The 12,847-nt window shown below is 31.7% G+C and carries 14 protein-coding genes; all 14 read left to right on the top strand.

Annotated elements, in window-relative coordinates:
- The first annotated feature begins 3 nt into the window (after positions 1–3).
- The 14 genes from galU (at position 4) to ACFFIX_RS00575 (ending at position 12,840) form a co-directional block, all read left to right on the top strand.
- Positions 4–888, top strand: a complete 885-nt coding sequence (gene galU, locus ACFFIX_RS00640; RefSeq protein ID WP_378929410.1) for a UTP--glucose-1-phosphate uridylyltransferase GalU — start codon at positions 4–6, stop codon at positions 886–888.
- 236 nt (positions 889–1,124) lie between these two features.
- Positions 1,125–2,279, top strand: coding sequence for a glycosyltransferase family 4 protein (locus ACFFIX_RS00635; RefSeq protein ID WP_378929407.1), 1,155 nt, complete (start codon positions 1,125–1,127; stop codon positions 2,277–2,279).
- Positions 2,264–3,445, top strand: coding sequence for a glycosyltransferase family 1 protein (locus tag ACFFIX_RS00630; protein ID WP_378929404.1), 1,182 nt, complete (start codon positions 2,264–2,266; stop codon positions 3,443–3,445). The genes ACFFIX_RS00635 and ACFFIX_RS00630 overlap by 16 nt, the downstream gene beginning before the upstream one ends.
- On the top strand, positions 3,411–4,544 hold the full coding sequence (locus tag ACFFIX_RS00625; protein WP_378929401.1) for a glycosyltransferase family 1 protein: 1,134 nt from the start codon (positions 3,411–3,413) through the stop codon (positions 4,542–4,544). The genes ACFFIX_RS00630 and ACFFIX_RS00625 overlap by 35 nt, the downstream gene beginning before the upstream one ends.
- Positions 4,507–5,409, top strand: a complete 903-nt coding sequence (locus ACFFIX_RS00620; protein WP_378929398.1) for a glycosyltransferase family 2 protein — start codon at positions 4,507–4,509, stop codon at positions 5,407–5,409. Before ACFFIX_RS00625 ends, ACFFIX_RS00620 begins: the two co-directional genes overlap by 38 nt.
- A 22-nt stretch (positions 5,410–5,431) precedes the next feature.
- Positions 5,432–6,499: an EpsG family protein gene (locus ACFFIX_RS00615; RefSeq protein ID WP_378929396.1), complete on the top strand. Its 1,068-nt coding sequence runs from the start codon at positions 5,432–5,434 to the stop codon at positions 6,497–6,499.
- An 85-nt stretch (positions 6,500–6,584) separates the two neighbouring features.
- Positions 6,585–7,685: an acyltransferase family protein gene (locus ACFFIX_RS00610; protein ID WP_378929393.1), complete on the top strand. Its 1,101-nt coding sequence runs from the start codon at positions 6,585–6,587 to the stop codon at positions 7,683–7,685.
- 75 nt (positions 7,686–7,760) lie between these two features.
- On the top strand, positions 7,761–7,907 hold the full coding sequence (locus ACFFIX_RS00605) for a YwzD family small protein (RefSeq protein WP_378929391.1): 147 nt from the start codon (positions 7,761–7,763) through the stop codon (positions 7,905–7,907).
- Between the two features lie 41 nt (positions 7,908–7,948).
- Complete coding sequence (locus ACFFIX_RS00600) at positions 7,949–8,557, top strand: sugar transferase (RefSeq protein ID WP_378930336.1); 609 nt, start codon at positions 7,949–7,951, stop codon at positions 8,555–8,557.
- A 1-nt stretch (position 8,558) separates the two neighbouring features.
- The gene (locus ACFFIX_RS00595) at positions 8,559–9,533 is read left to right on the top strand and encodes an ATP-grasp domain-containing protein (RefSeq protein ID WP_378930334.1); all 975 of its coding nucleotides are present in this window, start codon (positions 8,559–8,561) and stop codon (positions 9,531–9,533) included.
- Positions 9,523–10,239: an HAD family hydrolase gene (locus ACFFIX_RS00590; RefSeq protein WP_378929389.1), complete on the top strand. Its 717-nt coding sequence runs from the start codon at positions 9,523–9,525 to the stop codon at positions 10,237–10,239. The genes ACFFIX_RS00595 and ACFFIX_RS00590 overlap by 11 nt, the downstream gene beginning before the upstream one ends.
- 10 nt (positions 10,240–10,249) lie before the next feature.
- Complete coding sequence (locus ACFFIX_RS00585) at positions 10,250–11,401, top strand: DegT/DnrJ/EryC1/StrS family aminotransferase (RefSeq protein ID WP_378929386.1); 1,152 nt, start codon at positions 10,250–10,252, stop codon at positions 11,399–11,401.
- A gap of 43 nt (positions 11,402–11,444) precedes the next feature.
- On the top strand, positions 11,445–12,212 hold the full coding sequence (locus ACFFIX_RS00580; protein ID WP_378929383.1) for a glycosyltransferase family 32 protein: 768 nt from the start codon (positions 11,445–11,447) through the stop codon (positions 12,210–12,212).
- Positions 12,205–12,840 carry an acyltransferase gene (locus tag ACFFIX_RS00575; RefSeq protein WP_378929380.1) on the top strand — a complete coding sequence of 212 codons (636 nt, stop codon included), beginning with the start codon at positions 12,205–12,207 and terminating at the stop codon, positions 12,838–12,840. The genes ACFFIX_RS00580 and ACFFIX_RS00575 overlap by 8 nt, the downstream gene beginning before the upstream one ends.
- Positions 12,841–12,847 lie beyond the last annotated feature (7 nt).

The following is a 12,847-nucleotide window of genomic DNA, read 5'->3' as shown; positions in this document are numbered from 1 at the left end:
ACAATGAAGGTTAGAAAAGCGATAATCCCTGCCGCAGGTTTAGGAACGAGATTCCTACCGGCAACAAAGGCAATGCCAAAAGAGATGCTCCCAATCGTTGACAAACCAACGATACAATATATTGTCGAAGAAGCCGTAGAATCTGGGATTGAGGACATTATCATTGTTACAGGAAAAGGAAAACGAGCCATTGAAGATCATTTTGACAACTCATTTGAACTCGAACAAAACTTGTTGGAAAAGGGAAAGTTAGAACTTTTAAGCGAAGTTCAAAAATCATCAAAACTAGTTGACATTCACTATATTCGCCAGAAAGAACCTAGAGGATTAGGTGATGCTATCTGGTGTGCAAGAAAGTTTATCGGAAATGAACCATTTGCAGTTTTACTTGGAGATGACATTGTACAATCAGAAAAACCTTGCTTAAAACAATTGATTGAACAATATGAAAGATATAACGCATCCGTGATAGGTGTACAGCACGTATCAGACGATGAGGTTTCAAGGTATGGTATTGTCGACGGAAACGAAATAGGTAACAGGTTTTATAGTGTAACTAATCTAGTAGAAAAACCAAAACGCGAAGAGGCTCCTTCTAATTTGGCAATTCTAGGACGATACATATTAAGTCCTAAAATCTTTGACATCCTAAGCAACCAAAGACCTGGATCTGGTGGCGAAATACAACTAACTGATGCGATTGCAGCATTGAATGAGCACGAAGCGATTTATGCATACGACTTTGAAGGTGTACGTTATGATGTTGGTGAAAGAATGGGTTTTATCCAGACAACGATTGAATTTGCTCTTCAACGTGAAGATTTGAAATATGATTTATTAAATTATTTATCTAAGGTTATGGAAAAAGAAAGCATAAATAAGATCTAAACCAAAGAGGTGCCAATAGGGTGTCTTTTTTTGTAGTATCAGAAAGTATAAAATTTGATACTAAGTCTGCGTTTCTGGATCCAACTCCAGCGCCTAGCCTCTCGAGGTCATAAGTCAATTCTAAATTGAAGGCAAAGAACGCCTTCAATTTAGAATCGCCTTATGCTTGTCGGTGCTGAACAAGGCGCTTGCGCTTTTTTTATTACAAACAGTTAGGAAAGTGGGGTGATCAAAAAATGCCAGAAAAAGTGTTGTTTTGTGCGACTGTTGATTATCATTTTAAAAGCTTTCATTTACCTATTCTGAAATGGTTCAAAGAAAAAGGCTGGGAAGTACATGTTGCTGCATTTGGAGAAACCGAACTTCCATTTGTAGATAAGAAGTTCAATATCCCAATACAACGTTCACCCTTTCATCAAAAGAACATCATTGCCTATCGGGAACTCAAGTCTATTATAGATGAAAACAATTATAAAATAATTCACTGTCATACACCGATGGGTGGAGTACTAGCCCGACTAGCTGCAAGACAAGCAAGAGAAAAAGGTACCAAAGTGTTGTATACAGCTCATGGCTTTCATTTTTGTAAAGGTGCCCCAGTTATTAACTGGTTGTTATATTATCCAATTGAAAAAATCCTATCAAAGTATACAGACTGCTTAATCACCATTAACAAAGAGGATTATCAACTAGCAATTTCCCACCGTTTTATGGCGAGAGAGGTCGAACATGTTCATGGTGTTGGGGTAGATACAGAGCGTTTTAAGCCAATGAATGCAGCTGAAAAAAATAGACAAAGAGAAAAATTTGGCTATAAAGAAGAGGACTTTTTACTTTTTTATGCGGCTGAATTTAATAAGAATAAAAATCAGCAATTATTGATTAGGGCATTAGCATTAATAAAAGATGCTGTTCCGAGTGCAAAGCTGCTTTTAGCTGGGGAAGGTAATCTGCAGGAATCTTGTAATAAGCTAGCGGATGAACTCGGTGTTGAGAAAATGATAGCGTTTTTAGGTTATCGAAACGATATTGATACATTGCTTCCAATGTGTGATGTAGCTGTTGCATCTAGTCTTCGAGAAGGACTACCCGTAAATATTATGGAAGCGATGGCTTGTGGGTTGCCGGTTATTGGTACTGAAAACAGAGGACATTATGAGTTGATTCAAGATCAAAACAATGGGTACCTTGTTGATCGAGAAAGTGTTGACGAAATGGCAGGAAAGATTAAACACCTTGCAGATGAGCATTTGTTGAGTTCAAAATTAGGTGAAAACGGTCGAGAGACAATTGTAAATAATTACAGTATCAAAACAATACTAATAGAGAATAGTTATCTTTATCAAAGATATATGAGTGAAATGGAGGGTGTAAGGTGGGTAGCCCAATAAGAGTGTTGCATGTTGTAGTTAATATGAACCGTGGTGGAGCGGAGACGCTTATTATGAATTTGTATCGTAATATTGATCGTTCGAAAGTACAATTCGACTTTTTGACATGTAAAGAAGGAGTATTTGATCAGGAGATATTGGATTTGGGTGGAAAAATCCACCGAATTCCTTACATTACTGATGGGGGACATTTTCATTACATAAAGAATTTAAACCAATTTCTTAAAGCAAATAATCAATACAAAATTGTCCATTCCCACATGGATAAAATGAGTGGATTAGTATTGAAGGCTGCTAAGAAAGCTGGGATTACCGTTCGAATTGCACATAGTCATAGTACGAGAAGTGAAGGGAAATATCTTAAAAGAATATATAAATGGTATGCAGGGATAAATATTGTTAAAGATTCTACACATTTAATAGCATGTTCAAAACCTGCAGCAGAATGGCTGTTTTCAAATAATTTAGATAACGTTTATTATTTGAAAAATGGTATTGATACAGACAAATTTGCATTCTCTTCGGAAATTAGAAAACAAGTACGAAATGAATTAAATGTACCAAATGATTGTTTAGTCATTGGACATGTTGGAAGTTTTACACAGCCAAAGAATCACCGTTTTCTATTAAATATTTTTAGTGAATTATATAAAATGAATAAAAATAGTTTATTAGTTTTAATAGGTGATGGACCTTTAAAAAACATGTTTGAAGTTAAGGTAAAGGAGTTAAATTTACAAGAAAATGTTAAATTCCTAGGAACAAGAAGTGATATACATAAATTACTTCAGGCATTTGATGTTTTTGTTTTTCCTTCGCTGTATGAGGGATTACCTGTTACTTTAATTGAAGCTCAAGCTATTGGATTACCTTGTATTATAGCAGATCATATAACAAAAGAAGTTGATATGGGCGTAGAACTTATTAGTTATCAAGGTATGAATGACTCCTCTATTGAATGGGCGAATTCGGTACTATTAAATAATAGTAGAAAAAATAAAGTCTTAGATGTAATAAAGAGCAGTGGTTTTGATATTAAAGAAGGTGTTAATTGGCTTGAATCTTTTTATATAGATGCTATTAATACATTAGTAAATAAATCTGATTTTCATCGAAAAAAGGGGTCAACAAATGTCTCAAATATTATGTCATATAAGAGTAGGTAAAGTAACTCTACACCTTTATCAGATATTAGCTGGGTATACACTACTTGCTAGGCAGGGGATTATTAAGTTGACAATTGAGACATTAAAAAAACATAGCTCAATTCACCATCCAGACAATGTGCTAGAAGTCATAATTAATAATGAAATATGTGTACTTTATGATTTAAATGACGGTTACGATAATTTGTTAACAGACGATCAATATTATGTTGATTTTATGAATAATTTGTTAGCAAATTGTGATTTCTATTTTAAAAGAAGCTACAGCAAAACATATAATCAAAAATTAAATCATCAAAACAAAATATGCCCTTTAGGTTTAAATTATATGGTTACCACACCAAGAAATGTGGCACATAAGCCATTACCACTAGAAGAATACAAGGAAAGATTAAAAAAACTTGCACGGAATATACCATTTACGGAATATTACAACGGAAAATACAAGACAACAGCTTTTGAAGATATACCCAAAAAAGAAGTTAACCAGAAAATACTGTTTATGGCAAGACTTTGGGATATTTCAGGAGATAATCTATTGCAGAATTCTAGAAAATCGGAAGAACGTAAATATATTAATTATGTAAGGGCAGAATGTATAAGACTTTGTCGTAAAGAATTTGGTGATCAATTTTTTGGTGGTGTTAATCCTACACCATACGCCAACGAAAACTACCCTGACATAGTAATTGATGATAAAAATATTACAAAACGAAATAATTACCTGAAAAAAGTTAAGGAATCAGCAATTTGTATATCAACTATGGGACTCCATGAATCAATTGGTTGGAAATTTGCTGAATATGTAGCAGCGAGTAAAGCAATTGTAACAGAGGAATTACACTACGAAGTACCAGGAGAGTTCTCAGAAGGTAAAAATTATCTTACTTTTAACACACCTGAGCAATGTGTGAACCAACTATATACTCTCATAGATAACAAAGACTATAGGTATCAAATGATGGTTAATAATTTTGAATATTATCACCAATATGTTAGACCTGATCGTCTTATCTTAAATAGTATTTTAACGGTGTTAAATAAGGGAAGGGTGAATGAAAATGAACAAAACACTCACAGTATTTACGCCTACATATAATCGTGCCTATACACTGCATTTAAGTTATGAGAGTCTAAAACGGCAAACAAGTAAAGATTTTGTATGGTTGATTATAGATGATGGTTCAACTGATAATACAAAAGATCTTATTAATAAATGGATAACTGAAAATATAGTACCTATCCGATATCATTATCAGATAAACAAAGGAATGCATGGAGCACACAATGCGGCATATGAATTAATTGATACAGAATTAAATGTCTGCATTGATTCTGACGACTATATGGCTGATGATGCTGTTGAGAAAATCGTTCATTTTTGGGAAAAATATGGAAGTGATAAATACGCTGGTATTGTAGCACTAGACGCAACACCAAATGGGCAGATAATAGGTGCGAAAATGCCAGATTATTTGACTGAATCTACACTTTCACATCTTTACAGTAAGCATAAGGCTAAGGGTGATAAAAAACTAGTTTACAGAACAGAATTAATTAATAAAACACCACCTTATCCTGTCTTTCCAGGAGAGAAATATTGTCCATTAAGCTATAAATATATTCTTATTGATCAAGAGTGTCCGTTACTTTTGATGAATGAGATTCTTTGCTATGTAGAGTATCTACCTGATGGTTCTAGCATGAATATAATAAATCAATATAAGAAGAATCCAAATGGATTTGCTTTTTTCAGAAAAGTTGCGATTGAATATGCGCCTACATTCAAAGAAAGTTTTAGGGAATCTGTGCATTATGTATCTAGCAGTCTAATGATAGGGAACAATAAATTTTTACGGGAATCACCCAAATTCTTAACTACTTTATTAGCGACACCATTTGGTATTTTTCTATATTTATATATTAAAAGAACAAATAAAGCAACAGTCCTAAAAAGTGGTTAGATTGGTTGAAAGGGAATAAGTCATGACAATAATGTGGATTAACCTTACGTTGGTATATATGTTTTCTTCTCTATCTAGATATTTTTCAAAGCCACTATCTTTAACCTCAAACTTTGTAAAGCCGAATAAACTGTTTGTTTTTTTTGCTATTACATCATTGGTAGTTGTATCAGGCCTCAGAAATAATATCGGTGATACTGGATCTTATATGCATTCTTACAGTATTAAAAGTTTTAATTTGGAAAACATTAATTATTTAGGTGATTTTGGTTTTGATATGTTGCAAATGATTTTACAACTTTTTTCTTCTGACCCACAGTTGCTAATTATCTTTACAGCAGTAACTACTAATTTGCTAATTGCCATGAGTTTATATAAATATTCACGTATGTTTGAGATTAGTTTGTACGTATATATAACAGCAGGGATGTTCACAACTTCAATGAATGGTATTAGACAGTATTTAGCTGCTGCGATTATCTTTTCAGCAACAAAATATCTTTTGAATGGTAATTTTAAAAAGTATTTTTTAATTGTTTTAATTGCTTCAACTTTTCATAAAAGTGCTTTAGTACTAATACCAATTTATTTCATAGTGAGAAGGGAAGCATGGACTAAAGTAACATTTTTTCTCTTATTTATTTCCATAATCATCGTTATTAGTTTTAATCAATTTTCTGAACTTCTCTTTGCTACATTAGATAGTACTCAATACGGACACTATAGCGACTTCTCCGAAGGCGGTGCTAACTTTATTAGGGTAGCAGTTAATGCAACGCCGATTATTATAGCTTTTTTTGGTCGACATAAACTAAGAGAATTATGGCCAAAAAGTGACTATATTGTAAATCTTTCAATAATAAGTGCTATGTTTATAATAATATCGACGCAGAATTGGATATTTGCTAGATTTAATATTTACTTTGATTTATATAATTTAATCCTAATTTCTTGGATTGCTATGTTATTTAAAGAAAGAAATAAGAAGTTCATTTGTTATGGAATTTTAGTTTTGTATTTTTGTTATTACTATTACGAACATGTAATAACATATGGCTTAGTTTATAAGAGTAACTATTTGAATTTTTAAATGGGAGAAATGTAAAGAATTAAAAATTTGTTTTAGTAAAGCTCAAGTATATTTTATAAAAAATTAATATTTAGGTGGTCAAGAGTTGGAAAAAGTAATTAAATTAAATACATTAACCTCATTTAGATTTATAGCAGCTCTATTAGTTTTCTTATTCCATGCTAGTGTCTGGTCAAATTATCAAACAGGTTATTTGGGTGTAAGTTTCTTTTTTATCCTTTCTGGTTTCATCTTAGCTTACAATTATAGCGTCAGATTAAAGCAATTGGATAGCCATGAGATAAAAAAGTTTTATTGTGCACGTATTGCGAAAATATATCCAATTCATTTATTAACATTTTTTTTTGCTGTACCATATTATTTCTTTATACCGCTTAAACATGATCCAGTGTTATATGTGTTTCAATCAATAACAAACATATTTTTATTACAAAGTTTTATACCATTTGGTAATGTATCGTTTAATGGTGTTTCATGGAGTCTTTCAAATGAAATATTTTTTTATTTAATGTTTCCGATTATTATTTCTCTAACACTAAAATATTTATGGGAGATAAAATGGAAAATATATCTTATCGGAAGTCTATGGTTAATATTTATTTTTTGCTTTGCTAATCTACCAAGTAATAATGAATTAACAACTTGGTTTACTTATTATTTCCCGATAACGAGAATTTTTGAATTTTTTGTTGGTGTAACATTGGGATTGATATTTCTAGAAAAGAGAGATTTTTTAATAAAAAAATCACACTTATTTTTAAGCTTTCTAGAGGTATTATCAATAATATTATTAATTTTTGTAATAATAATTTCGCCATACTTCCCTCAAAGTTTACGGTACAGTTTACTTTACATTCCTTTCCTAAGTTTCTTGATATTTATCTTTTCTTTACAAAAGGGAATAATCTCAAATGTCTTTTCTAGGAAAATATTTGTCTATCTTGGAGAAATTAGTTTTTCTTTTTATATGGTTCATAACCTAGTTTTATCTTACATTTACTTTCTATGGAAACCTAATATTTCAGAATCTTTAACTATAATAATATGTTTTATTATTTCCTTAATATGTAGTTCACTGTTATATCGTTTTTATGAAGAACCAATGAGAATAAAAATGAAACAATTCTTGAATCAAAAATTCATTGAAAATAATGAAAAAATATTTAGTAAGAAAAAGATTATTTGAATTAATTATGATTAGATCATTATTAAAATATTCCGCAATATCGTTCTTTATTAAGAATATTATGAGGGTGAAAAAATGAACATATCAGCAAAATTAACTGAACAGAAATTAGAAGAAATCTTAATTAATAGCTATAAAATGGGCCAGGAAAAGGAAGATTTAAGAGTAAGCGAATTAGTCGAAGATATTAAACGTCAAGTTATATTGGCTTTAAAAGCATAGCCGAACTGAAAAATAATAAGACTTTTAGGAGGTGGTTCTTTATCAAGCGAAGTTTTGATTTACTAGTGTCATTGTTTTTATTAACCTTACTTTCACCTATTATGTTTATTTTAGCATTTTTGGTTAGGAGTAATTTAGGTTCGCCAATAATTTTTAAACAACAGAGGCCTGGATTAAATGGGCAGCCTTTTTATTTTTATAAATTTCGATCGATGACTGATAAAAAGGATTATAATGGCCAATTATTGCCTGATAATATAAGGTTAACCACTTTTGGAAAGTTTTTAAGAAAATATAGTTTAGATGAGTTTCCTCAACTAATTAATGTAGTAAAGGGAGATATAAGTTTAGTTGGCCCAAGGCCATTATTAATGGAATATTTACCACTCTATACAAAGGATCAATATAAAAGACATCAAGTTAGACCAGGAATTACTGGATGGGCTCAGATTAATGGTCGAAATGCAATATCTTGGGAAGAAAAGTTTAAATTAGATATTTGGTATATTGAAAATCAAAGTTTTTTCCTAGATTTAAAGATTTTGTTTTTAACAATAAGAAAGGTCATTAAATCAGAAGGGATAAAGCATGTTGATCATGCAACTATGCCGATATTTAGAGGGAGTTTGAAAAATGAAAAAGGAAACTGAGATGAATATACTATTTACAAGTTCCGGAAGAAGAGTTGCACTAATAAACTATTTTAAGGAGACCTTTCAAAAGCATAATATAAATGGGAAAATTATTACTGCAGATTTAAAAAATAATGCCCCATCTGCTTATTTTAGCGACAAGCATATAATTGTACCTAAAATAAGTAACCCAAACTACTTAGAGGAACTTTTTAATATATGTAAGCAAGAATCGATACATTTAGTTATCCCTTTGATTGATACTGAATTAACCCTGTTATCAAAAAATCTCAACCTTTTTGAAGAAGTAGGAGTTAAAGTATTAGTTTCTAGTGTTGAATTAAACGAAATTGCATCTGATAAAAGGAAGACTTTTCAATTCTTTCTCGAAAATGGTATACCAACTCCTAAAGTATATACTAATGAAGAACTTGAAGAAAAAGCTTATACATTCCCGTTGCTTATAAAACCTCTTGATGGTAGTTCAAGTAAAGGTGTTACAAAAATTTATAATGAAAAAGAGCTTGTTTTTTTTAGAGAGTATATTCAAAATGCTATGGTTCAGGAGTACATTGAGGGTACGGAGTATACTGTTGACGTTATGGTTGATTTTAAAGGAAATATTAAGACAATTGTGCCTAGGATGCGGATAGAAACAAGAGCAGGTGAAGTGAGTAAAGGGGTAACAGTGAAGAGTAATTCTATAATTAGGGCTGTTGAGAAAGTTGTAAATTCATTACCACATCCAGCCGGTTGCTTAACTTTACAGTGCTTTAAGAAGTCTAATGGAGAAATAACATTTATTGAAATAAATCCAAGGTTTGGTGGGGGAATTCCTTTATCTATTCAGGCTGGTGCAAATTTCCCATTATGGACCATTCAAGCGTCAAAAGGAGAAATCTTTAATGTTCAAGATTATTCTTGGCAAGAAAATCTAACAATGCTCAGATTTGATGAAGCTGTCTTTACAGAGAGAATTCAATATGCCAATTAAAGCCATTGTTTTTGATATGGATGATACTCTTTATTATGAAAGTGATTATGTAAGAAGTGGAATGAATGAGTTAGGAAAATGGGTTAATGAAAACTATAATATTGATGCTTTTTACAAAATTGCAATGAATTTTTTTGAAAAAGGTGAAAGGAAATACATCATTAATAAAACTCTTGATCTATTAATGATTCCTTACAATGAAAAATTAATTCAAAAAATGATTAGTATTTATCGTTCTCATAAACCAACTATACAATTATTAAATGATTCCAAATGGGTATTAGAAAATTTGGAAAAAAATATAAAAGTTGGTCTTATATCTGATGGCTACTTTATTGCACAAACGAATAAAGTTCATTCACTAGGAATAAAGGATAAATTCCAATCTATTATTTTAACAGACCAATTTGGAAGGAACAATTGGAAACCAAGTCATAAGCCATATGAACAAATGTGTTTAAATTTACAAGTTTGCCATGATGAATGTGTGTATGTAGGAGACAATGTAAAAAAAGATTTTATAACTGCGAAAAAACTAGGTTGGAAAACTGTTCATATTGAAAGAGAAACGGGAATCTACGCGAAAATTACTGAGACACCAGAGTATATGGCACACTATAAAATTAATAACTTGAGAGAATTATTAGACATACTGGAATTTCAGCATCTTTTTAATACTCATTGTGAAGAGGCTTTCGACTCTTAAGGAGGGGAATATGATTAAGAAGAGAATATATTTATCTGCTCCCCATATGAGCGGAAAAGAAATAAGGTATATAAATGAAGCGTTTCGATCAAATTGGATTGCACCATTAGGACCAAATGTGGATGCTTTTGAAAGTGAATTTGCAAACTATGTAGGAGTCAATGAAGCTGTAGCCGTTAGTTCAGGCACTGCAGCGATTCATCTGGCTCTTTCTTTATTAGATGTAAAAAAAGGAGACAAAGTATTTTGTTCTACTCTGACTTTTGTAGCAAGTGCGAACCCTATACTTTATCAAGGGGCTGAACCAGTATTCATCGATTCAGAGCCTGAAACATGGAATATGTCCCCTGAAGCCCTTGAGCGAGCATTTCATGATGCTGTTCTTGAAGGTAGACTACCTAAAGCTGTAATTGTTGTAAATCTTTATGGACAAAGTGCCAAAATGGATGAAATTGTCACAATGTGCAATCATTATGATGTCCCAATCATTGAGGACGCTGCCGAATCTCTTGGCTCAACTTATAGGGGAAAAATGAGTGGAACCTTTGGTAAGTTCGGTGTATTTTCATTTAATGGAAATAAAATTATTACCACCTCAGGTGGTGGAATGCTCATATCAAATGATATAGATGCAATAAAAAATGCCCGCTTTTTAGCTACTCAAGCAAGAGACCCGGCTTTACATTATCAGCATAGTAGGATTGGTTTTAATTATAGGTTGAGTAATATCTTAGCTGGAGTTGGAAGAGCTCAATTAACTGTTTTAGAGGATAGGGTTGCTGCCAGAAGAAAAGTCTTTCAAAAATATTACGAGAAACTTTATAACCTCCCAGGTGTTAAATTTATGCCAGAGCTTGAAAACACAATTTCCAATAGATGGTTAACCGCAATTATTATTGATGAAAAAAAAGCAGAATTATCAGTTATGTCGTTACTTCAAAAGTTAGCTGATGAAAATATTGAAGCGCGACCTGTATGGAAACCACTTCATTTACAACCACTTTTTGAAGGTAATAGGTACTACCCACATAATGTTGATGGAAGTGTGTCTGATGGTTTATTTAGAAATGGAATTTGTTTACCATCTGGATCAAATCTAACTGATGAAGATCAGATTAGGGTAGTGAATAGTATTCTTCAAATCTTTAAAGTACCAGTCTAGAAAATAATGATCTTACAAATATCTCTTTTGGGGGAGATAAAACTTGGAAAGTAAAAGTAAAATACCAAAGATCATCCACTATTGTTGGTTCGGAAATAATGAAAAGCCAGAAATCGTAAAAAAGTGTATCCACAGTTGGAGAGAACATCTATCAGAATATAAGATCATCGAGTGGAACGAAAAAAATTTTGATTTGAATTTTAACTCTTATGTTAAAGAAGCATACGAAGCTAGCAAGTATGCATTTGTAAGTGACTTTGTAAGAGTTTATGCTTTATATCATTTTGGGGGCATATATTTGGATACGGATGTTGAAGTGTATAGGCCATTTGACGACCTGCTTTTTCATGAATCATTCTGGGGGTTTGAACAAGAAAATTTCATTGCAACAAGTACAATAGGAGCTGTTGAAGGAAACAATCTCATTAAGTTATTTTTGGATTCATATTCAGAAAAGCACTTCCTAAGAAATGATGGAAGTTACGATGATTTAACGAATGTAGCAATCATCACAAAGATATTAGAAGATATGGGCTTAAAAGCAGATGGACATTATCAAAAAATTGAGGGCATGGGAACATTTTATCCTCAAACTTACTTCTCACCATATGATTATATAAATTGTAGGAAATTTATTAGTAATAATACGTATGCGATGCATCATTTTTATAAGAGCTGGTTACCACCTAGAGCTAGATTCAATAGTAATGTAAAAAAAGCATTATCCAAAGTAATAGGCGGTAATAACATAGCTCGGTTAAGGAAAGCTTTTAGGCGAAATTTGTTTATTGAGGGGAATAATCGTGATTAGTATACTTAATAAAATTACAAGTACTCTTGTATCCGAATGTCGTAATAGAGGCATTTATTTTACTATCTTGATGAATCTCTCTCATTTGTTTGGAGTAATTAGAGGTTTTTTTTATAAATTTATATACTTTAAAAACATTAAGTCATCGATTTTTTCACTCCAGTCAAATAGTAAAATAGAAATCTTTAGTAAAGACTCAAAGGTAATTATCGGGAAGTTTGTATTTATTCGAAAAAATGCTAGCTTACGAATTGATTATAATGGCGAATTGTTTCTAGGAGACAACGTATTTATTAATGATAATTGTACCGTTAACTGTGTCAATCAGATTTCTATCGGAAGAAATACAAAGATTGCTCCAAATGTATGTATAAATGACCATGATCATAATTATAAAAAAATAACCGATGATCATTTAATTAGAGGCGTGGTCAACATAGGTGAAAATGTTTGGATTGGCTCAAATGTCGTTATCTTAAGAGATACCTTTATAGGGGACAATGTGGTAATAGCGGCTGGTAGTGTTGTTAAAGGGAATGTGCCATCGAACACGCTATATTTGGATAAGAGAGAAACAAGAATTAAAGAATTAGATAGTTCAAGCAAATTTGTTTCAAGAGCTAACTAGCCTACTA

The sequence above is a fragment of the Metabacillus herbersteinensis genome, assembly GCF_042433335.1.
In the GTDB taxonomy this organism is placed as follows: domain Bacteria; phylum Bacillota; class Bacilli; order Bacillales; family Bacillaceae; genus Metabacillus; species Metabacillus herbersteinensis.
This window is presented reverse-complemented; position numbering and strand designations above follow the sequence as displayed.

What these genes read in the sequence shown, in the direction of transcription:
- galU (WP_378929410.1), top strand. Translation starts at nt 4, where the DNA reads ATGAAGGTTAGAAAAGCGATAATCCCTGCCGCAGGTTTAGGAACGAGA.
- ACFFIX_RS00635 (WP_378929407.1), top strand. Translation starts at nt 1,125, where the DNA reads ATGCCAGAAAAAGTGTTGTTTTGTGCGACTGTTGATTATCATTTTAAA.
- ACFFIX_RS00625 (WP_378929401.1), top strand. Translation starts at nt 3,411, where the DNA reads ATGTCTCAAATATTATGTCATATAAGAGTAGGTAAAGTAACTCTACAC.
- ACFFIX_RS00620 (WP_378929398.1), top strand. Translation starts at nt 4,507, where the DNA reads ATGAACAAAACACTCACAGTATTTACGCCTACATATAATCGTGCCTAT.
- ACFFIX_RS00615 (WP_378929396.1), top strand. Translation starts at nt 5,432, where the DNA reads ATGACAATAATGTGGATTAACCTTACGTTGGTATATATGTTTTCTTCT.
- ACFFIX_RS00605 (WP_378929391.1), top strand. Translation starts at nt 7,761, where the DNA reads ATGAACATATCAGCAAAATTAACTGAACAGAAATTAGAAGAAATCTTA.
- ACFFIX_RS00595 (WP_378930334.1), top strand. Translation starts at nt 8,559, where the DNA reads ATGAATATACTATTTACAAGTTCCGGAAGAAGAGTTGCACTAATAAAC.
- ACFFIX_RS00590 (WP_378929389.1), top strand. Translation starts at nt 9,523, where the DNA reads ATGCCAATTAAAGCCATTGTTTTTGATATGGATGATACTCTTTATTAT.
- ACFFIX_RS00585 (WP_378929386.1), top strand. Translation starts at nt 10,250, where the DNA reads ATGATTAAGAAGAGAATATATTTATCTGCTCCCCATATGAGCGGAAAA.